The organism is Vibrio tubiashii, from assembly GCF_028551255.1.
Classification (GTDB): domain Bacteria; phylum Pseudomonadota; class Gammaproteobacteria; order Enterobacterales; family Vibrionaceae; genus Vibrio; species Vibrio tubiashii_B.
The window spans coordinates 926,288-947,443 of the sequence record NZ_CP117029.1; the positions used below are offsets into that span (position 1 = coordinate 926,288).

Below are 21,156 nucleotides of genomic sequence, written 5' to 3' on the forward strand. Positions count from 1 at the left end.
TTAAGCAAGGTATCTATGTCTTTGGAGAGGAAACGCGGTTTTTTACGCCTAGATAACGATGAGCAGGTCGAAAAACCTGAGCGATGGGGTATGCCTGATTACACCTCGCAAACTCATAAGCAGGCTAAAGAAACGGCGATGAACTACGATCCGAGTTGGATGCCTATCGCTGAACCTGTTGCAGAAGAAGCGCCGAAAGAGCTCACCGAAGAAGAGATCGAACTGATTAAGCAGCAGGCTTATCAGGAAGGACTTCATCAAGGGCAAGAGGCAGGCTTTAAGCAAGGGTACGAAAAAGGTAAAGAGCAAGGGACGCAAGAAGGCCATCAAGAAGGTCTTGAATCGGGTAAAATTGAAGGCGTTGCGGCAGGGCAAGAGTTTATTCAGCAACAAGTTCAAACGTTTGTGAACCTTGCGAACCAGTTTGCTCAACCACTTGAGTTAATGAATGCTCAAGTGGAGAAACAGCTTGTCGACATGGTCCTGACTTTAGCGAAAGAAGTGGTCCATGTTGAGGTACAAACCAATCCTCAAGTAATTCTTGATACCATCAAACAATCAGTAGAATCGCTACCAATCTCAGGTCATGCGATTACCCTCAAACTTCATCCTGACGATGTTGAAATCATTCGCTCTTCATATGGTTCTGAAGAACTTGAATTCCGCAATTGGACACTGATGGCAGAGCCTGCGTTAAATCGTGGTGATGTTCAGATCGAGGCGGGTGAGTCGAGTGTTAACTATCGCATGGAAGATCGCATCCGTAGCGTTATTCAAAGCTTTTGTGGAGTGAATCGCCACCAAGGTGGTGAATAGTGCTAGCCCTCGCTGATCGCCTTTCGCAATACAAAACTCAAGGACTCACATGTAGACCAGTCGCAGCGGGCAAGTTAGTACGAGTGGTCGGGCTAACTCTCGAAGCCACAGGATGCCGAGCGCCAATCGGCAGTTTATGTAAAGTCGAAACCATGCATGGTGAAATGGAAGCAGAAGTTGTCGGCTTTTCTGGCGAAAGCTTATACCTAATGCCCAGTGAGCAAATTACTGGCGTGCTTCCCGGCGCAAAAGTCACTCCATTAACCAGTGAGTCCGGTTTACCTGTTGGAATGGAACTGCTTGGACGAGTCATTGATGGTGTGGGAAACCCACTGGATGGCTTGGGGCCAATCTATACCGAAAAACGTGCCTCTTTTAACGCAGAACCTATAAACCCGCTTGCCCGTAAACCTATCTCTGAACCACTTGATGTCGGAATTAAGGCTATTAATGGTCTGTTAACCGTGGGCAAAGGTCAGCGTATCGGCCTATTTGCCGGTTCTGGTGTGGGTAAATCGGTCACCTTGGGCATGATGACCCGAGGAACGACAGCGCAGGTTGTTGTCGTAGGTTTGATCGGTGAACGTGGCCGTGAGGTGAAAGAATTTATCGAAGAGATTTTGGGTGTTGATGGCCGCCAGCGCTCTGTCGTTGTTGCCGCGCCCGCTGACTCTTCGCCACTAATGCGATTAAAAGGATGCCAAACCGCACTGACCATCGCTGAATATTTCCGCGATCAAGGGCTGGATGTCTTACTCTTGATGGATTCTCTGACTCGTTTTGCTCAAGCTCAGCGTGAGATTGCCCTTTCTGTGGGTGAACCTCCGGCGACTAAAGGTTATCCACCTTCAGTATTTGCTAAATTACCAGCCTTGGTTGAGCGTGCTGGTAACGGGAGCCCGGAGCAAGGCTCTATCACTGCTTTCTTTACCGTACTGACCGAAGGTGATGACTTACAAGATCCAATTGCCGATGCGTCACGCGCTATTCTTGATGGTCACGTGGTTCTGTCTCGTGAAATGGCAGATGCAGGTCATTATCCAGCGATTGATGTTGAGAAGTCTGTCAGTCGTGTTATGCCTCAGATTACCTCTGAAGAGCATGTCTTGATGTCAAAAGCGGTACGACAGGTTCTCTCTGTGTGCCGTAAAAACCAAGATCTTGTCTCTATCGGTGCCTATAAGCCAGGAACTGATCCTGCAATAGATGGCGCGTTTACACTTAAACCTAAGTTGGACGGATATTTGCAGCAGACTATGAAAGAGACGGTGCCTTACGACATGTGTCTCAATATGCTGCGTGGGCTGTTACAAGGCGAGTAATAAACGATGGATAACGCACTAGAGTTTCTTTTAGAACAGGCTAAAGAGCGAGAAAACCAAGCGGTTTTGGCGTTGGGTCAAGCTCGTACTGAACTCGAAGGCTATTATCAGCAGCTTGAGCAAATTGAAAAATACCGTCTTGATTACTGCCAGCAGCTTGTCGACCGTGGTCAACAAGGTCTGACTGCTAGCCAATATTCCCACCTTAATCGCTTTTTAACCACGCTCGATGAAACTTTGGCTAAGCAGAAACAAGCCGAATCGCACTTTAAAGGTCAGGTAGAAGGGTGCGAGCAGAATTGGTTAGAGAGTCGTAAACAAAGACGCTCCTATGAGTGGATGATAGAGAAGAAACAAGCGGAAAAAGAACGTCAGCAAAACATTCGAGAACAGAAACAGATGGATGAGTTTGCGACCCTTCAGTTTTCTCGTCGAAGTTTGAATTAGCTTCACAAGCTTCAACTGAACGTCAATGTCTTGCACTTAGTGGCGTGCTTCTTGCAGTAAACCTAGAAATGTATGCAATCCTATTGGCACCTTGCCGCCTAGAGTCTGACTGGCGCTGAGCAACTGAGAGTGAACCTGGTATGAATATCAATTTATCGTCGGTATCGGAAAGTCCTAAAGTGACCAAAGCCACTACAGAAGGTGGTGACGCGACCTCTGAAGCTTCAGAATCAGGAGGCTTCTTCTCCAAACTTGCTGCGCTGATTAAAGGGGAAGGTGAGTCTGAAGGCAAAGTCGATATAAGCCAAACTAAGGCGAGTGCTGAAGGCGAAGAAGTGAGTGTTGAAGCAGACTCTGAGACTAAAAGTGTCAAAGTTGCTGCGACGGAAAGCCAAAGTACCGACGAGTTGCTAGAATCGGAAGAGAGCTCGTCCGCCAAATCAGAAAAGGTAGTCGTTCAAGGTGAGGGCAGTGAATCAGCCAAACCTACGGTGTCCGAAAAGGAAGTTGCTCAAGCAAGCTCTCAGTCTGCTGAAAAAATAGTCTCAGATAACGACGAAGTATTGCAGCGACTCGACCACTCCAATAAGGCGCTTCAACCAAAAGACGGCAAAGCGTTGCCACAAGATATTTCTGAGCAGCAGGTTGTTGCTGATAAATCTGCTCAAGGTGATGAAGAAGTCGCGGCAGTGGGAGCAGCTAAATTAACCAGTGAGATGGACGACACCGACATTCAACAAGCCAACTCAAAGCAAAATTCTGTAAACACTGAATCTGAAGCGACTCAAGCGGTGAAATCACAGCAACAAGAGACCGTTGTCGTCAAGTCTGCTGAGGGTGAAGAGGTTGTAGTTCCCGCATCAGCGGAGCGTTTTGTACAGCAATCTTCAGAACAGAAAAACGATGAGTCAACTGAACAACAGTCAAATTCTAATGTACCTGCTTCGGTTGCAAGTGCAGCAGCACTTACTCAAGATGATGTAGTTGAATCAGCGAATAAACAAGCAGCACCTCAAGTAGAGAGTGAACACTTACAAGCTACAAATTTGGCTAGTGCTGAAAACAATGCCCAAGTTGCTTCCGATACAGAGCGAACAGAAGGTTCGGACTCCGCAGTGGTTGCAGGAGCGACCGTAGCAGCAGGAGCCACGGTGTTGGGTGGAGCTGCAGTCGCTGGCTTTGGTGCTGAAAAAGTCACTGATGGTGCTACTACAGCAGCGGTTCAAGTTCCGAGTGGCGCTCAATCACTCGCAGCGGCAAGCGATAATCAAGCTGAATCAGAGATTGACCCAAGTATTGCGGCCGCGACGGTAGCTGCTGGCGCGATTCCTTGGGCTGCATCGGCAGAAGGCCAAGCAAAAGATGACGTAGCCATTAAAGCGGACACTATGTCTAAGGCTCAGCAGGCGCCAGTCGCTCAGTCCGTACATCAAGCCATCGTTAGCCAACAATCTCAAGCTCAGCTCGCGCAAGCGCAGCAGCAGAGCGCTGTACCAACCATGCCTAGTGATTTAGCTGCGGCTCAAATGCAGCAAATGGCAGCATCGCCAAATGCGGCTATGGTTCAAGACCAAGCCATGCTTAAGGCGGTTATGGGGGCAAAAGCGGCGGGTACGCTTGGGCAGATGGCTGCCAATAAAGATGGAGCTCAGCAAGGCGGAGAGTCTAATACCGGTTTTGCTCAGCAACTGGCGCAAGCTTCCGGACAGCAAGGTCCGGGCGCATTAGGTCAAGTAAGAGCTGAGCAAGCGGCCCAAGCACCGTTGCAATTGAATCGAGAACTTGCGGGAGAGCAAGTGGCTGAGCGCGTGCAGATGATGATGTCGAAGAACCTGAAAAACATCGACATTCGTCTCGATCCACCAGAACTTGGTCGAATGCAAATTCGCATGCACATGAATGGCGATGCGGCGACAGTACACTTTACCGTTGCCAACCAGCAAGCCCGTGATGTGATTGAACAATCAATGCCAAGATTGCGCGAAATGCTTGCTCAACAGGGTGTACAATTGGGTGATAGTTCCGTTCAGCAACAAGCGTCAGGACAGCAGCAAAGACGCTATGCCGACAACGGACAAGGAAATAATGGTCAAGGTAACAGCAATCAGGGCTTCTCTGGTGAAGAAAACCTTGAACCAGACATCAATCTTGATTTGAATGTCGCAGCAAAGCGTGATGGAATTAGCTATTACGCTTAAACTGTTAAAAACAAAAGAATAGAGAACGTTAAGTTATGGCAGACGAAGAACTCGAAACGGAAGCACCCAAAGGAAAAAGTAAGCTACTCATCATCATTATTGCTGTCGTAGTGTTACTTGCTGGTGGCGGCGGAGCTGCTTTCTTCTTGATGGGCTCAGATGAGCCAGCAGAGGGACAAGAAGCCATGCAACAAGAAATGGCTGCGCCAACAGACCCAGTGGCTTACGTTAATATTCCCCAACCATTTTTATTTAATGTCACAGGCGATAAGAAAGATCGCCTAGTTCAGATTAAAGTCCAGCTCATGGTGCGTGGAAGCGAGAACGAAAATCTTGCCCGCTACCACTCTCCACTGATTGAAAGTTCGCTGTTAAGCACGTTTGCTTCAGCTACCGTAGACCAATTACGTACGGTGAATGGTCGAGTTGAGCTACGCGATAAAGCGACTGATGACATTAAAGCCAGTTTGAATCGAGCAGTTGGGCAGCCTGTGATTGAGCGCGTGCTGTTTACTGACTTTGTAATGCAATAGGTGACGAGTGACTGATCTATTAAGCCAAGATGAGATTGATGCTCTCTTACACGGTGTAGATGACGTTGATGAGGCCGAAGAGGAAGAAGTTGCCTCGGATGCCAGTGCGGTAGACTTCGACTTCTCATCGCAAGACCGCATTGTTCGTGGTCGAATGCCAACGCTAGAGTTGATCAATGAGCGCTTTGCTCGCCATATGCGCATCAGCTTGTTTAACATGCTGCGCAAAACCGCTGAAGTCTCTATCAATGGCGTACAGATGATGAAGTTTGGTGAGTACCAAAATACCCTGTACGTACCCACTAGCTTGAACATGGTACGCTTTAGACCACTAAAAGGTACCGCGCTAATTACCATGGAAGCACGTTTGGTATTTATCTTGGTAGAGAACTTTTTTGGTGGCGATGGTCGTTTCCATGCTCGTATCGAAGGTCGTGAATTTACCCCAACCGAGCGTCGTATCGTTCAGCTTCTGCTTAAGATCGTGTTTGAAGATTATAAAGAAGCTTGGTCGCCTGTAATGGGGGTGGAGTTTGAATATCTAGACTCTGAAGTGAACCCGAGCATGGCGAACATCGTCAGCCCGACAGAAGTGATTGTTGTGAGCTCATTCCATATTGAAGTGGATGGCGGTGGTGGTGACTTCCACGTGGTGATGCCGTATTCCATGGTTGAGCCGATTCGCGAGCTGTTGGATGCAGGTGTCCAGTCTGACAAGATGGAGACTGACGTTCGTTGGAGTACAGCGCTGCGTGAAGAGATTATGGATGTTCCAGTTAACTTCCGCGTCGATTTGCTAGAGCAAGACATCTCGCTGCGAGACTTAATGGAGCTCCAACCAGGCGACATTATTCCTATTGAGATGCCAGAACATGCGGTGATGTTTGTTGAAGAGTTGCCAACCTATCGAGTGAAGATGGGACGTTCAGGGGACAAGCTCGCAGTTCAGGTATCAGAAGAAATTAAACGACCAGATGTGGTTAAAACGGATATCGCCTTCTTAGGTAAAGACGTCATCTCTGAACTAGAAGAAGACGAAGGCGAAATCGAAGATTAAGAGATTATATAGGTAACAAGTATGGAACCGAGTGACGACCAAAAACTGGCGGACGAATGGGCTGCCGCATTAGGTGAAGATCCTGATGCACCTGAGGTAGACGTCGATGAAGTGATGAATGCCCAGCTAGATGAGCTTCAAGACACCTCGTCACCAATCACCGACGATGAGCGTCGTAAGCTAGATACCATCTTAGATATTCCAGTGACTATTTCGATGGAAGTGGGTCGCTCGCAGATTAGCATCCGTAACCTACTGCAGCTTAACCAAGGTTCAGTTGTGGAATTGGAGCGCTTGGCGGGTGAGTCATTGGACGTACTGGTTAACGGCACTCTGATTGCTCATGGCGAAGTTGTTGTGGTCAACGATAAGTTTGGTATTCGTCTTACCGATGTAATCAGTCAAACTGAGAGAATTAAGAAACTACGATAGTGCAAGGATAGCTATGTCTTTCAAGGTTAAGGAGTACTTACTTTACTCACTTATACTGCTTTCTCCTTCTGCAATGGCTACCGTTTCTCAACCCGGTAGCCAGCTTGATTGGGCGACCACTTTTGGGTCGCTCTTATTCGTTATAGTCTTTATTTTATTTTTGGCATGGCTACTCAAACGAATGCGAGTTCCAGCCTTAGTCAATCAGAAAGGCCTAAGCGTAGTGCGCCAAATTGCGGTAGGCCACAAAGAACGTATTGTGATTGTACAAGCAGGAGAAGAGCAATTCTTAGTTGGCGTGACTGCGCAATCAATCCAACTGATCTCAAAACTGGAGAAACCTTTGTCTCAGGAGGAGATGGCTGCGAGTCCTTTTTCCAATCAACTGACTCAGCTATTAAAGAAGAATGAAAAAAGCTAATAACCTAACATTGATTGTCTTAGCGTTTGTTCTGACACTGTTTTCAGCGTTCTCTCAAGCACAGCAAGAGATAGAAACCCCTGTACCGAGCAATGTGGCTCCGTCCGAATCTGTGACGGTCACTGCGATGGAAAAGGAGCAAGGGGCGTCACGCACGATAGCCGCAGGTACAACGACCGGTGGTGGTATTCCTGCCTTTACCATGACTACCAATGCTGACGGTGGCGAAGACTACTCTATCAACCTACAGATTCTCGCATTGATGACCATGCTTGGTTTCTTACCAGCTATGGTTATCTTGATGACATCATTCACGCGAATTGTCGTTGTTATGTCCATCCTTAGGCAAGCGATGGGTCTCCAGCAAACACCGTCAAATCAGGTGATAATTGGTATTGCTATCTTCCTCACCTTCTTCATCATGTCGCCGGTGCTAAACAAAATTAATGATGAGGCGATTCAGCCATACATCAATGAGCAGATAACCGCTCGCGAGGCGTTTGATTTAGCTCAGGTGCCAATGAAAGACTTCATGCTTAAGCAAACACGCGTCAAAGACTTAGAAACCTTCGTTAATATATCGGGCTCGACGGCGACAGCCCCTGAAGATGTTTCGATGGCAGTGCTTATCCCAGCCTTTATCACTTCGGAGCTAAAAACGGCTTTCCAAATTGGCTTTATGCTGTTTTTGCCATTTTTGATTATCGACTTAGTGGTGGCATCGGTATTGATGGCGATGGGTATGATGATGCTTTCGCCGATGATCGTCTCCTTGCCATTTAAATTGATGCTGTTTGTTTTGGTCGATGGCTGGAACCTAATTTTGTCGACCTTGGCCGGCAGTTTCGCCTTGTGACGGGAGAAAGACTATGACTCCTGAAATGTTCGTTGAGTTGTTTCGTGAAGCACTTTGGATGGTTCTCATCATGGTGTGCGCAATCATTATTCCCAGTCTGTTGATTGGTTTAGTGGTTGCTATTTTCCAAGCGGCGACCTCGATCAATGAACAAACCCTAAGTTTCTTACCTCGTTTAATTGTCACGCTACTCGCGCTGATGTTGTTTGCTCACTGGATGACACAAATGCTAATGGAGTTTTTCTTTAGCATGATAGAGCGACTGCCTCAGGTACTGTATTAGGTAGCGTTATGGAATACCCAACGAGCATCGTTTTAGACTGGATTGCCAACTATTTTTGGCCTTATACCCGAATCGCAGCCATGCTGATGGTGATGTCGGTAACGGGCGCTCGTTTTGTCTCTACTCGTGTTCGTCTTTATTTGGGGTTAGCGATTACTTTCGCAGTCATGCCAGCGATTCCAGCGGTGCCGGATAATATTGAATTGCTCTCTTTTGCTGGCTTTATGACGCTACTGGAGCAGATCATCATCGGTGTTGCGATGGGCACTGTTACCCAGTTTATGATCCAGATTTTCGTTATCTTGGGTCAGATCTTAGGTATGCAGTCGAGCTTGGGTTTTGCCTCCATGGTTGACCCCGCCAATGGACAGAACACCCCCTTGCTTGGTCAACTATTTATGTTCCTCGCGACCATGTTCTTCTTAGCAACTGACGGTCACTTAAAGATGATCATGTTGGTTGTGATGAGCTTTAAATCTTTGCCGATTGGGACGGGTTCATTAACCACGGTCGATTTTAGAGAATTGGCCCTGTGGCTAGGTATTATGTTTAAAGCCGCATTGAGTATGTCGTTGTCAGGCATTATTGCTTTACTGACGATTAACCTGTCGTTTGGTGTTATGACGCGTGCCGCGCCGCAGCTGAACATTTTCTCTTTGGGCTTTGCGTTTGCGCTTATGGTCGGTTTGCTGTTGTGTTGGTACATTATTGCCGGACTCTATAATCACTATGAGCTAATCTGGTTACAAGGTGAACAGCAGGTTTGCTCGTTTATCAGGTTGAATTGTTAGGGTCTGTTGACCTTTTGAGCTGATTTTTGCAGCAGTTTGTGGGTGCTTTATGCAAGGCAGAGGCTTTGAATTGTAGTTGCCCTACCTGATAAGCCGATAACGCAGCAGAAGGGAGCCACAAACGCTGCCCGAAGGGTTCGGCTAAAAGCGTTTTACTCTTTGTTGAGAGGTATTTTGCTTAGAATGACTAGGCGGCAAACCTCTCGCCGCGATTAAAACGCTTTTATCTCGAACAAAATTTAACCGCAAAAGGTCAACAGACCCTAGGAGGCTGAATGGCAGAGTCAGACGGTCAAGAACGCACAGAAGATGCCACGCCCAGACGCTTGCAACAGGCCCGTGAAAAAGGGCAGGTTGCAAGGTCAAAAGAGCTAGCATCGGTATCTGTATTGGTCGTAGGAGCCATCTCTCTAATGTGGTTTGGCGAGAGTCTTGCGCGCGCTTTATTCAGTTCAATGGGCAGATTGTTTACTCTCTCACGCGAAGAAATATTCGACCAAGTTAAGCTATTTGATATTGCCTTGGGCTCGCTAGGTAGTTTGCTACTACCATTATTGCTTATTCTAGTGACACTGTTTCTGGCGGCGTTAATCGGTGCCGCTGGGGTTGGTGGAGTGAGCTTTTCAGCGGAAGCCGCCATGCCCAAATGGTCGAAGATGAACCCGCTAAGCGGCCTAAAGCGTATGGTCGGCTTGCAAAGTTGGGTCGAGCTGATTAAGTCCATTCTGAAAGTGGCTTTGGTTTCCGGCATGGCGTTTTATTTGATTAGCGCTGCCAAAGAAGATCTATTTCAATTGAGCCTAGATGTTTATCCGCAGAACATCTTTCACTCGCTCGATATACTGCTCGACTTCATTTTACTGATTAGTTGTACTTTGTTGATAGTTGCGGCTATCGATATTCCGTTTCAGATTTGGCAACACGCCAATCAACTGAAAATGACGAAGCAAGAAGTGAAAGACGAATACAAAGAGACTGAAGGTAAGCCTGAAGTTAAAGGTCGTATTCGTATGTTGCAACGCGAAGCCGCCCAGCGACGCATGATGTCTGAAGTTCCGCAAGCCGACGTTATCGTAACCAACCCAGAGCACTTCTCCGTTGCGCTGCGCTACAAGCAAGACACAGATCGAGCGCCAATCGTGGTCGCCAAAGGTACTGACCATATGGCGCTTAAAATCCGCGAGATTGCCCGCGAGCACGATATCTATGTTGTTCCGGCTCCACCATTAGCTCGCGCGCTGTATCATTCAACAGAATTAGAGCAAGAGATCCCTGACGGTCTGTTTACCGCCGTGGCACAGATCCTTGCCTACGTATTCCAGTTAAAACAATACCGCAAACGCGGTGGTCAAAGACCAAACCTCAAAGCGTCAGAGTTGCCGATTCCACCGGAGTACAGGAAATAGGAACGGACTGCGCCCTGCTGGAAAACTAGACATAATTCAATCAACGCGAATTACCTAGTTCTCTGTCATTCCATAGAGTGACGAAGGAGCGAGTAGGGAATCTCATAGCTTGGTGCGCTCATTTGAAGAGATCCCCAACTCGTTCGTAACTCACTCTTGAGGATGACAAGTTAACTTATTGAAATAATATGGGTTGTCACCAATCGCCAACCCCTCAATACTTTTCCAGTTTTCCAGTTTTCCAGTTTTCCAGTTTTCCAGTTTTCCAGTTTTCCAGTTTTCCAGTTTTCCAGCTCTCCGGCCTTTTACTTCTCTGGAATTGAAAGCAACACCAACAGCGCGCCATCGCCGCCAAATTCTAACGGTGCTTGGTGGAAAGCCATCACGTCAGGGTGCTGAGCAAGCCATAGTGGGGCTTTTTGCTTAAGGATATGTTTACCAATGCCATGCTGCACACAAGCACAAGAGACTTCATTCTTAATGCAATAGGCGATCATTGCGCCAAGTTCGCGTTTTGCTTCTTGCTGCGTCATGCCGTGCATATCTAAAAACACATCGGGTACATACACACCACGACGCAGGCGTTTTACCTCGTACTGGGAAACATCATCACGGGCATAACGTGTTGGGCCATCTTCATTGAGAAGCGGAACAAACTCATCTGAGAAGTAGAACTCTGTATCGCTTGCTTCACGGGCAGTTCGAGTAATTTCTTTTTGCTTAGTATTTTTTTTTGGCTGCTGGACTATGGTATCCTGTGACAACTTTTTTACGCCTTGTACTGCATCCCTAAAAAGGGCGAAGTCGTCATCCATATCGGTGTCTTTTTTGCTCATGGGACTAATTAGTAAATATATAAATGCAATTAGCAGTATTGTAGCGCTTTTCGGAGGCAATTTTGGATAAGATTTTTGTAGAAGAAGCGGTTTCAGAACTTCACACGCTTCAAGATATGATTCGTTGGACTGTCAGTCGTTTCAACGCCGCGAACCTTTTTTACGGTCACGGCACTGATAACGCATGGGATGAAGCGGTACAGCTGATTCTTCCAACACTGTACTTGCCAATTGATGTTCCTCCGCATGTACTGAACTCTCGTCTGACAACCAGCGAGCGCATGCGCATCGTTGAACGTGTAGTGAAGCGCATTAACGAGCGCACTCCAACGGCTTACCTAACCAACCGTGCTTGGTTCTGTGGCCTAGAGTTCTTTGTTGATGAGCGTGTGTTAGTGCCACGTTCTCCAATTGGTGAGATGATTCAAGCGGAGTTCCAGCCGTGGTTAGTTGAAGAACCAACACGCATTATGGATCTTTGTACTGGTAGTGGTTGTATTGCTATCGCTTGTGCGCACGCCTTCCCTGAAGCGGAAGTGGATGCGATTGATATCTCAACCGATGCTTTACAAGTTGCTGAGCAGAACGTTCAAGATCATGGTATGGAGCAACAAGTTTTCCCAATCCGTTCTGACCTATTCCGTGATCTACCAAAAGAGAAGTATAACCTAATCGTGTCTAATCCACCGTACGTGGACGAAGAAGACATGAACAGCCTACCAGACGAGTTCACTCACGAGCCGGAGCTCGGTTTGGCTGCGGGTACAGATGGTCTGAAGCTTGTACGTCGCATTTTAGCTAACGCGCCAGATTACCTCACCGACAACGGTATTCTTATCTGTGAGGTAGGCAACTCTATGGTACATATGATGGAGCAATACCCGCACATTCCATTCACGTGGATTGAGTTCGAGAACGGCGGCCATGGTGTGTTTATGCTCACTCGTGAACAGATGTTAGAACATGCAGCAGAGTTTTCTATCTACAAAGATTAGTGCTTTGAATGGATGATTTAAGTGAAACGCCAAGCAGACATTGCTTGGCGTTTTTTATTGCGGGTTAAAAAGCGAAATAGATCCTTTTTAGGGGTTTACATCAAACCGTAATAAAGCGACTATGAATTTACGAAGAATTGAAGTGTAAAGCCCAGTTTACGGGCGCATAGGATTGAGGAAGTAATGGCAGGAAACAGTATCGGACAACATTTCCGAGTAACCACATTCGGGGAAAGTCACGGTATCGCACTAGGATGTATCGTCGACGGATGCCCTCCGGGTTTAGAAATCACTGAAGCGGATATTCAAGTTGATTTGGATCGCCGTCGCCCAGGCACTTCTCGTTATACCACTCAACGTCGCGAACCGGATGAAGTAAAGATTCTTTCTGGCGTATTCGAAGGTAAAACAACGGGTACTTCAATTGGACTGTTGATTGAAAACACCGATCAGCGCTCAAAAGACTATTCAGAAATTAAAGATAAGTTCCGTCCGGGCCACGCGGATTACACTTACCATCAAAAATATGGCGTGCGTGATTACCGAGGCGGTGGTCGCTCTTCTGCGCGTGAAACCGCAATGCGTGTTGCCGCGGGTTCTGTTGCTAAGAAATATCTTAAGCAAGAATTTGGTGTTGAAATCCGTGCTTACCTTTCTCAAATGGGTGATGTTTCAATTGAAAAAGTCGATTGGGATGAGATTGAGAACAATGCCTTCTTCTGTCCAGATGCTGACAAGGTAGATGCATTCGACCAACTTATTCGTGATCTGAAAAAGCAAGGTGACTCTATTGGCGCTAAGCTTCAGGTGGTTGCGACCAATGTCCCTGTTGGCCTTGGTGAGCCAGTATTTGACCGTTTGGATGCAGACATCGCTCATGCACTAATGAGCATCAACGCAGTGAAAGGTGTCGAGATTGGTGATGGCTTCGATGTGGTAAACCAAAAGGGCAGTGAGCACAGAGATGAGCTGACTCCAGACGGTTTTGCCAGCAACCACGCGGGTGGCATCTTAGGCGGTATTTCTACTGGTCAGGACATTGTGGCGAATATCGCGCTGAAGCCGACGTCAAGTATTACCGTGCCAGGTGAAACTATCACTAAACAGGGTGAACCAACGCAGCTGATTACCAAAGGTCGCCATGACCCATGTGTAGGTATTCGTGCCGTGCCGATTGCTGAAGCCATGCTTGCGATTGTGGTGCTGGATCATCTGCTACGTCATCGTGGTCAAAACCATGGTGTAACGACTGAGACACCGCAGATTTAAGCGAGTCATTAATTTGAAAACGGCCTCCAATTTGGAGGCCGTTTTGTTTGCATGGCGTTATTTCTTCGATGCTATCCAATTATTGATGTTTTCGCGTACCACTTCCATCGGTTGCTGCCCATAGCGCAGTAGCTGATCATGAAATTCGGCATAGTCGAATTGATCACCTAACTCAGCTTGAGCTTTAGCAAGCATCTCTTTAATCACTAAGTAACCTGATTTATAGGAAACGGCTTGACCCACGTAAGCGGCATAGCGGAAACTTTCTGATTCGATATCCCCTTCACCAAGCGCAGAGTTAGCTTTCATATAGTCACGCGCTTGCTGAATACTCCAACCTTGGCTGTGAATGCCTGTATCAATAGCTAAACGCATATTTCGCAGCTGTGCTTCATTGAGGCTGCCAAAGTATTGAAGGGCGTTACACTCTTGCTCATCTTTATAGATGCCTCCCTGCAACTGGCTGTAATCAGCGTTAGCGGTACACATCCCAGTGCCGTTGCTAAAGCTCGGTTTACCATGGCTATCTAACTCACCATAAATACCCATTTCCAGCCCTAGCCATTCGGTATAGAGTGCCCAACCTTCACCGTAGGCGGTGTACCAAATATCCTCCATATAGGCGGGTTTATTTGCTGGTGGGTATTCTAGCGCGTAGGCATTTTGGAAATGGTGCCCGGGTGCTGCTTCATGAAGCAGTAACGTAGAGACATTCCATTTCTGTAAGCTGTAGTCTGGATTAGTGTTGAGGGTGAAGACATTGTCATCATAGGAGGCGACACCAGCGTATAACTCGTCTTCTGCCGCGGTTGGCTCAATCGAGTAGTCGGTTTTAATCGGTTTGAAATAACCTTGAACGACATCATTGGCATTGACTTTGAACAGGTAGTAATCCGTCAGTGCCCCTTCACATGCCGTGGGAACAGAGGAGTGGCTACATACTTCACTGTACTGGTGATCATCGGTGGAGTAGCCATCTCGTCCATAGAAAAACTGCTCGCTATTGAGGTATCTGAAAAACTCATCCAGATTAATTTTTCCTGAATCGTTAGCCAGCTCAAAGGTGTGTCTTGCAACCTTGCCAGTGACTGGGTCTCGATAATCCGCTTCTACGATTGCGCCGCGTTTTTTAACCACAAGCTCAGCTACGCGAATCATTTCAGCTTTAGCATCCGCAACCAGTTGTTCTCCTAAGCGATGTAATTCTGCAGCGGATTTTCCAGTGGTGCTGTTTCTATCTAAATGCCACTGATACCAGTTTTGTCCGTTAGGCAGATCTCCCCAACCGATATTGTTGTCGGTAAGCTGTCCATCGCCACGCGCAGCTTGGGTGTACTGACCATGAAGGTAAGCGAGGAGCTTTTGAGTGGCGAGCTGTGCTTTGCCCACTTCTTTTTCATATTGATGGACAAATTCAGGGCTGTACTCAGGCTGAGTTTTTAGATCCTTCAAGCCGACCTTGAGGATAGAGAAATCATCATAGCTAATCGCATCGACGCTGCTTTGGTAAAGCCTTTCAGCAAGAACTGCGGGTAACTGTATGCCTTCTAGTTGGCCTTGCTTGTATTGGCTGCGTAGGTTGTTGATCCAAGACGTATACTCTTGAAGCGTTTCGAGTTGATCTTGATAGGTTTTCGAATTATCACCATTGGTCTCGATCGCAGCACCTGCTTCTTCCGCGTTCCATTGAATGTAGTTGTAGAAGTGGGTAACTGGCACATCAAGGTTGCCAAAGCGAGCATTAGCAAAGCTAGCGCCACGGATTGCTATGGTGCGATCAAATTGAAACGTATCGTAGTAAACCTTCTCTTCATCCGATAAAGCGCTGCGGTCAATTTCGAGTAACTTACTTAGGTAGAGTCGATCGAGCGTTTGTTTCGCCGCCGCCATTTGATCATTAATGATGCCAAATTGCGAGCTGTCCAAAGACTTAGATTGCGAGCCATATTCATCAAGCAGAGCAGATAGTTGCTGAGAGGCATCCGGAGTGGATAAAGTGCTACACCCAGAGAGGCTAAGCGCAAGTACGGAGAGAGTAAGACCTAGTCTATTTTTCATTGTTAGACCTTTTTGCTTATAAATTTAAGTAGGGGTAAATAGGAAAGGTCTGGGGTGGATGGGCTAATGCCTGAACTTTCCTTATTGGCGATAAGGGTAAGATAAATGGCTCGCTAGGATTGTGCAAAAGGTCACAGGATTAACTTACTGATTACTAACCACTTGTGTACACAAAATTGAAAGTGAGTGGTTATGTAAATGGCGGGTAAATAGATGAGTGGATATAAAAACGCCCTGTAAAACAGGGCGAATGTGAGATTAGTGCAGTGAACCTTCGGTTTCGAGGTGGAATGACGGCAAACGCCACTTGAAGCGAACTGCGGCCATACGCAGTAGGTAACCGACGATCAGGGTAGAAATGGTTGCTGTCACATCGTTAACACCGAACTCTAACTGAAGTAAGTACATGCCTGATGCGATAAGCGCTACAGAAGCGTACAGCTCTTCATGAAGCACTAGCGGCGTTTGGCGACAAATTAAATCTCGCAATAGACCACCAAAGACTCCAGTCACTAATGCTGACACCATACAAATCAGTGCATGGTGACCCATGCCCATCGCCACTTTAGTCCCGATGATGCTAAACACAATCAGGCCCAATGCATCCAATCGAATGAACAAGCCTTTTAGCTTGATAACCCATTTTGCTAAGCCTGTTGTTAGAACACCCGCCACACAGGTAATGGCAAGAAACTCAGGGTTTTTGACCCACCCAAGCGGGTAGTGACCCAGTAGAATGTCACGAACCGTACCGCCACCAATGGCTGTTGCACTGGCTACAAGCATAACGCCAAACCAATCCATTTTGCGTCTGCCAGCACTCAAAGCACCTGTCATCGCTTCCGCTGTAATACCGATAATATATAAAACACTTAGCAGCATGGTGAAATCTCAATAAATGGCCAAAAAGTTAGGCTAATCACATAAAATTAAGGCGAGAGTGTAGTGGGAAATGTGATCTGTGACGAATGAGATTTTGTTGGTATGAAACTCGCTTTCAGATAACTATTTCTAATATCACTACATAAGATGTGGATTTGCAATTACGATTAAAAATGCGAAAATGCTGACCGCTGTATTAAAACGCTATCAACTGAGCTATGAACCACGATTATCAAGACCTAATCCGTATTTTCAATGACACATTTTTGGCTGGTTATAACACCAAACTAGAGCTAGGTGGAGACGAGCCAATTTATCTGCCTGCAGATGAAAAAACACCGCATCATCGGATTATTTTTGCTCGTGGGTTCTATGCGTCAGGAATGCACGAAATTGCTCACTGGTGTGTTGCAGGGCCTAAGCGTCGATTATTGGAAGATTTTGGTTATTGGTATGAGCCAGATGGCCGTACTGAGCAAGTACAGGCAGAATTTGAAAAAGTAGAGATTCGCCCGCAAGCCTATGAGTGGATTCTTTCTAAAAGCGCTGGATTCCCATTTACAGTCAGCTGCGATAACCTCAATGGTGATTTTGAACCAGACCGTTTAGCCTTTATGGCGAAAGTGCACAGTGAAGTCGGGAAGATCTTCGAACAAGGAATCCCACTCCGGGTCAAGATGCTGTCAGATGCGTTAAGAGCCTATTATCAAGTTCCAGAGCTAAACTACTCAATGTTTGCCGTGAAATGAAAAACAAGCCGCTTGATGCGGCTTGCTTAGGTCAACAGGCTCTAGTTTTGACTATTGGATAAGCCACTGAGTTTGAGGCTGGTTGTTGTGGTTGAGAGTGTACACAAGCGGCGCTGTATTGGGTTCCATTACCGATACAACCGCAATCAGGGATTCACAGTGATTAGGAACTTGTAGTTGATAGCTCCCTGTACCTGATTGTAGTGCTGCCTTCACCATGCACTTGTCGTAATCGACTGACTGTAGGTTACCTCCTGCGTTGTCACAGATGGAGATATAAACCTGTGACGAGGCCAAGTGGGGCAAGCTTACATCTACATCCACTTCGTACACTGAGGTCAGACTATTGGCCGGGTCAATCTGCAGCGTGCTGAGAGAGATAGGTGTACCGCTGCTTGCTGGTGCGGGTGTAGAAGAACCTGTTGAGCCAGAGCCCGTTGAACCTGAAGATCCTCCTTCACCACCTCCGCCGCCACAACCGTAGAGAGGAAGGATAAGAGCGAGTCCAAGTAGCATTGTTGTTTTTGAATTCCACATAATATTCTCTCCCTTAGTCGATATAAATTTTGCTGTTGTTCGGAATGGTGTACCAAGTCGGCTCTGTCAGTCCGGTTGCATCTTGAGCAAACTCAGCAAACTTCGAGTAGGCGTCTAAGATGTTCTGCTGCTCCAGCGGATGTTGCCACGTGGTTGGAATCTCAATGGCCCAAGGTAGACCATTGGCATTGTGGTAATGAGTCTCACCATTCGATGCGTCTACGCCATTCGCCTTGTATCGCGAGTCAAACTTACTGGTAGGCGCTTGGTTTTTGAGATGGATTTCCAGAGCGCGCCCAGGGTAACCACCACTTAGCTGATATCCGACGTTACCGTAATAGTGACCGGGAGAGGCGAAGATGAATGGGTCGTAAGGGAAGCTTGGCATTGTGTCAGTATTGACCGCATTTTCTAGCGAGAAAGTTAAGCTCCATGTCGGGCGATAAGCGGTACCACAGTTCTCTTGGGTTCTGAACATGGTACAGCCTTCCCCTTCACCCGATTCGGTGATATCCCACAAGTCTTGATGGATGATAAACACGGCATCGGTGGTATCGCTTTCCAAGCTGCTAGATTGAAGTGTATTGTTCACATAAAGCTGAACTGAGTCAGACTTGATGTCCTCGCGAGCGATACCCGGCAAACGAATGGCAAAACCAGAGTGATAGTCGCCACCCAACGCAGCCACTTTGCCTTCAATTTTCATTCGTATAACTTGATTGTTGAGCTGGTATTCGGTGAACTTAACGTTCATTAAAACATCATTCATGTCGTAGTCACCAACGAGTGGGTATTGATCTTCGTAGGCAAAGGTAGTGAACCCGCCACCGCTTGGATAAACCTCAGTAACCACACCACTTTCCGTAATATCTACGAGGTAATCTTCTACTTCACCCGCAGGTACGCCGCCGCTAGGACCTATTCCCGAGGTATTCGAAACTCGGAAGCGTGCCCAAGTTTCTCCTGCAACCGCCCAAGTTGGTACTGAGAAGAAGATGTCACTTGTGTTGGCATCCACGGACTGATCACTGATGATAATTTCGTTAGATTCAAATTCTCCATCGCGATCAAAGTCTATCCAAGCGTTGAGAACCGAGTTATCCGTCGCACCAGAGACTGATGCAATAATTTTACTGATTTGACCGACTTGAATCGGGACAGGGAACTGAACGCCGTCATCGTCATTATTGCCATCGGAAGTGTCATCACTGAGCGGGTATGGACTAGCATCGGTTTCACCATCAACTAAAGCACCGAGCTTAAGGTCAGACATACCGTGTCTAGCCCCTGATGAAGCAAAGGTGGTTTTGTAAGAATCTGGGGCGTCACCAAAGTCTGTGTACTCACTTGGCTCGACAGGCGCTAAAGCACAGCGAGCGCCGTCATTCGAATTACTTGATGGACCATAAGCAAAGAATTCTGCCGTTGAGCTGGTTCCATTGATTGAGACTTTAAACACATAGCCATTACTGTTGTTACTGGCATAGAAGTTACCATCAACGTCAAAGTAGACCGCACCGAAAGTTAGACGATAGCCAAGTACGTTTTTGTCGAGTAATTGGTTTAGTCGGGTTGAGGTTCCTGCGCTGACATCAATCTGCCATAGATAGCCATTGGCATCGATAGAGTAAGCAAGGCTGTTGTCAGGGTGGAAAGCCAAATCGTAGATGGAAGGGTTGCCAAATTGACTTGGTGGAGAAGAGAGCTCCATAACCAAGCTATCTAAATCTATTCGATATAAGCCGTAGTTTGGGCGATAGCCATACCAAGCGTTTTCATCAAGTGACACATCACCGACGTAAATAGAGGTTGGCGCACCAGTCGGCTTGGTAATATTGAGTAGAGTCTTAGTAAAGGTCGAGTCAATGCGAGAAAGTGAGGCGACACCGTAATCCCAACCATAGATAAAGTCATCATGCTTACTGTAACCCACGCCGTTAAGCTTATCTAAGCCTAAATTAGAATCTAAAGTGATGTAGCTACCGACATCGATGTTCACGCCGTAAGCCACAGGCGTACCGGTAGGGTTCTGAATTAAGAAAGCTTGTGTCGGACATTCTGAAAAAGGTGTTTCAGCCATAACCATTGATGAGCCAGTTAAAGCGACAGTGACCATAGCTATTTGAAGAGCGGTAGGTTTTATTTTCATTGGTTCTTCCTCGCTGAACTTAGGTGAATATTTGAGGAAGTGCACAGGGCGTGCCATACGCGCAAGCCTTGCTATGACTAGGGTTTGCGTTGGAATTCTCAATGTGAGAAGCTTGGCGTTCTTTTTGAGAAGCAAACTGATTAGGCGTTAACGCAAAATGATTATTGAATTTGAAGAACAGCTGCTAGAGCTAATTGATGCACGTATTTCATCGGCATCCGATGATGAGTTATTTGCTGGTGGCTATCTACGTGGTCATATTTCTTTGTCGGCAGCAGCATGTGAAGAAGAAGGCATTAACGATGTAGAAACGTTAAAAGAGCGAATCCAAGCTAGTTTAGATGACGCACGCTCGGAGCTGACGCCTGCTGACCGCACAATCGTCAATGACCTATGGATTGAGCTAGTCAACAACGCATAATCAGAAACGCACTAAATTATCTTAAATAAGGGGTTGTTCGAATTTTTCGAACAACCCCTTAAATTATTTATGGTTGTTGCTTTTCTGTTCAGTGATATTCTTCTAAGCACATATCGAGGAACGAATAGGAAATCAGATTATGAAAATTGTAGCCTTTGGAGCATCAACCAGTTCAACATCCATCAACAAGACTTTAGCGACTTATGCTGCGAATCTCATTGAGGGTGCAGAAGTAACGATTCTCGATTTAAATGACTACCAAGTTCCTATGTTTAGTGAAGATACGGAAAAAGAAATTGGTCAGGCAGAGGGAGCGAAAGCATTCTTAGCTGATTTAGCTAAAGCTGATGCGATAGTCGTTTCTTTTGCTGAGCATAACGGCTCTTACCCAGCTGCGTACAAGAACCTTTTCGATTGGTCGACGCGTATTGAGCGTAATGTGTTCCAAGAAAAACCAGTTGTGTATCTTGCAACCTCTCCGGGCCCAGGTGGCGCGCAAACGGTGCTTGCTGCTGCAACTGGCTCGGCACCTTATTTCGGCGCAGAGGTGAAGGCTTCTGTTTCCGTACCAAGCTTTTATGACAACTTCGATTTAGAAGCAGGTCAGTTCCGCAATCAAGAGATTGCACAACAAGTAAAGCAAGCCGTAGAAAGCTTAGCTTAAGTCTCTGAGAAATATAAAAATGCCGTTACCAGCG

General features: G+C 46.7%; 22 protein-coding genes. 17 read left to right on the plus strand and 5 right to left on the minus strand.

Annotation, left to right across the window (positions count from 1 at the left end; translation table 11 throughout):
* Positions 1–15: 15 nt before the first annotated feature.
* From fliH to flhB, 12 genes are all read left to right on the plus strand, one after another.
* Entirely contained in the window at positions 16–816 is an 801-nt protein-coding gene (gene fliH / locus LYZ37_RS04240; protein ID WP_272786636.1) for a flagellar assembly protein FliH, read from the plus strand.
* Positions 816–2,138, plus strand: a complete 1,323-nt coding sequence (gene fliI / locus LYZ37_RS04245; protein ID WP_004744462.1) for a flagellar protein export ATPase FliI — start codon at positions 816–818, stop codon at positions 2,136–2,138. The genes fliH and fliI overlap by 1 nt, the downstream gene beginning before the upstream one ends.
* Positions 2,139–2,144: 6 nt before the next feature.
* Positions 2,145–2,585, plus strand: a complete 441-nt coding sequence (gene fliJ / locus LYZ37_RS04250; protein WP_004744463.1) for a flagellar export protein FliJ — start codon at positions 2,145–2,147, stop codon at positions 2,583–2,585.
* A gap of 140 nt (positions 2,586–2,725) precedes the next feature.
* Entirely contained in the window at positions 2,726–4,783 is a 2,058-nt protein-coding gene (locus LYZ37_RS04255) for a flagellar hook-length control protein FliK (protein WP_272786637.1), read from the plus strand.
* 35 nt (positions 4,784–4,818) lie between these two features.
* Positions 4,819–5,316 (plus strand): flagellar basal body-associated protein FliL, encoded by a 498-nt coding sequence (fliL, locus tag LYZ37_RS04260; protein ID WP_004744465.1) that lies wholly within the window; start codon positions 4,819–4,821, stop codon positions 5,314–5,316.
* Between the two features lie 7 nt (positions 5,317–5,323).
* Positions 5,324–6,373 carry a flagellar motor switch protein FliM gene (fliM, locus tag LYZ37_RS04265; RefSeq protein WP_272786638.1) on the plus strand — a complete coding sequence of 350 codons (1,050 nt, stop codon included), beginning with the start codon at positions 5,324–5,326 and terminating at the stop codon, positions 6,371–6,373.
* 21 nt (positions 6,374–6,394) lie between these two features.
* The gene (gene fliN / locus LYZ37_RS04270; protein ID WP_171322449.1) at positions 6,395–6,805 is read left to right on the plus strand and encodes a flagellar motor switch protein FliN; all 411 of its coding nucleotides are present in this window, start codon (positions 6,395–6,397) and stop codon (positions 6,803–6,805) included.
* Positions 6,806–6,818: 13 nt separating this feature from the next.
* Complete coding sequence (gene fliO, locus LYZ37_RS04275) at positions 6,819–7,226, plus strand: flagellar biosynthetic protein FliO (protein ID WP_171322451.1); 408 nt, start codon at positions 6,819–6,821, stop codon at positions 7,224–7,226.
* A complete protein-coding gene (gene fliP, locus LYZ37_RS04280; RefSeq protein ID WP_272786641.1) occupies positions 7,213–8,082 on the plus strand; it encodes a flagellar type III secretion system pore protein FliP in 870 nt (289 codons plus the stop codon). Before fliO ends, fliP begins: the two co-directional genes overlap by 14 nt.
* 13 nt (positions 8,083–8,095) lie before the next feature.
* Positions 8,096–8,365, plus strand: a complete 270-nt coding sequence (fliQ, locus tag LYZ37_RS04285) for a flagellar biosynthesis protein FliQ (protein WP_004744470.1) — start codon at positions 8,096–8,098, stop codon at positions 8,363–8,365.
* Positions 8,366–8,373: 8 nt separating this feature from the next.
* Positions 8,374–9,156 (plus strand): flagellar biosynthetic protein FliR, encoded by a 783-nt coding sequence (fliR, locus tag LYZ37_RS04290; protein WP_004744471.1) that lies wholly within the window; start codon positions 8,374–8,376, stop codon positions 9,154–9,156.
* A 275-nt stretch (positions 9,157–9,431) separates the two neighbouring features.
* On the plus strand, positions 9,432–10,562 hold the full coding sequence (flhB, locus tag LYZ37_RS04295) for a flagellar biosynthesis protein FlhB (protein ID WP_004744472.1): 1,131 nt from the start codon (positions 9,432–9,434) through the stop codon (positions 10,560–10,562).
* A gap of 305 nt (positions 10,563–10,867) precedes the next feature.
* Here flhB and smrB read toward each other — a convergent pair whose 3' ends face one another.
* Positions 10,868–11,398 (minus strand): endonuclease SmrB, encoded by a 531-nt coding sequence (smrB, locus tag LYZ37_RS04300; protein ID WP_272786642.1) that lies wholly within the window; start codon positions 11,396–11,398, stop codon positions 10,868–10,870.
* Positions 11,399–11,460: 62 nt separating this feature from the next.
* Here smrB and prmB point away from each other — a divergent pair, with 62 nt between their 5' ends.
* A complete protein-coding gene (gene prmB, locus LYZ37_RS04305; RefSeq protein ID WP_054961311.1) occupies positions 11,461–12,393 on the plus strand; it encodes a 50S ribosomal protein L3 N(5)-glutamine methyltransferase in 933 nt (310 codons plus the stop codon).
* Positions 12,394–12,576: 183 nt separating this feature from the next.
* A complete protein-coding gene (gene aroC / locus LYZ37_RS04310) occupies positions 12,577–13,662 on the plus strand; it encodes a chorismate synthase (RefSeq protein ID WP_004744475.1) in 1,086 nt (361 codons plus the stop codon).
* A gap of 57 nt (positions 13,663–13,719) precedes the next feature.
* Here the strand turns inward: aroC and LYZ37_RS04315 are convergent, their stop codons facing one another.
* Together LYZ37_RS04315 and LYZ37_RS04320 are read right to left on the minus strand one after the other, a co-directional pair.
* A complete protein-coding gene (locus LYZ37_RS04315; protein WP_272786646.1) occupies positions 13,720–15,720 on the minus strand; it encodes a DUF885 domain-containing protein in 2,001 nt (666 codons plus the stop codon).
* Between the two features lie 258 nt (positions 15,721–15,978).
* Positions 15,979–16,602, minus strand: coding sequence for a trimeric intracellular cation channel family protein (locus LYZ37_RS04320; protein WP_272786647.1), 624 nt, complete (start codon positions 16,600–16,602; stop codon positions 15,979–15,981).
* A gap of 218 nt (positions 16,603–16,820) precedes the next feature.
* On the opposite strand from LYZ37_RS04320, the gene LYZ37_RS04325 reads away from it, so the two are divergent.
* Positions 16,821–17,351, plus strand: a complete 531-nt coding sequence (locus tag LYZ37_RS04325; protein WP_272786648.1) for an elongation factor P hydroxylase — start codon at positions 16,821–16,823, stop codon at positions 17,349–17,351.
* A gap of 51 nt (positions 17,352–17,402) precedes the next feature.
* Here LYZ37_RS04325 and LYZ37_RS04330 read toward each other — a convergent pair whose 3' ends face one another.
* On the minus strand, positions 17,403–17,888 hold the full coding sequence (locus tag LYZ37_RS04330) for a hypothetical protein (protein WP_272786649.1): 486 nt from the start codon (positions 17,886–17,888) through the stop codon (positions 17,403–17,405).
* Positions 17,889–17,901: 13 nt separating this feature from the next.
* Positions 17,902–20,037 (minus strand): LruC domain-containing protein, encoded by a 2,136-nt coding sequence (locus LYZ37_RS04335; protein WP_272786650.1) that lies wholly within the window; start codon positions 20,035–20,037, stop codon positions 17,902–17,904.
* A 157-nt stretch (positions 20,038–20,194) separates the two neighbouring features.
* Here LYZ37_RS04335 and LYZ37_RS04340 point away from each other — a divergent pair, with 157 nt between their 5' ends.
* Both LYZ37_RS04340 and LYZ37_RS04345 read left to right on the plus strand, forming a co-directional pair.
* Entirely contained in the window at positions 20,195–20,458 is a 264-nt protein-coding gene (locus LYZ37_RS04340) for a YfcL family protein (protein ID WP_004744482.1), read from the plus strand.
* A 139-nt stretch (positions 20,459–20,597) separates the two neighbouring features.
* Positions 20,598–21,122 carry an NADPH-dependent FMN reductase gene (locus tag LYZ37_RS04345; protein ID WP_239826277.1) on the plus strand — a complete coding sequence of 175 codons (525 nt, stop codon included), beginning with the start codon at positions 20,598–20,600 and terminating at the stop codon, positions 21,120–21,122.
* Positions 21,123–21,156 lie beyond the last annotated feature (34 nt).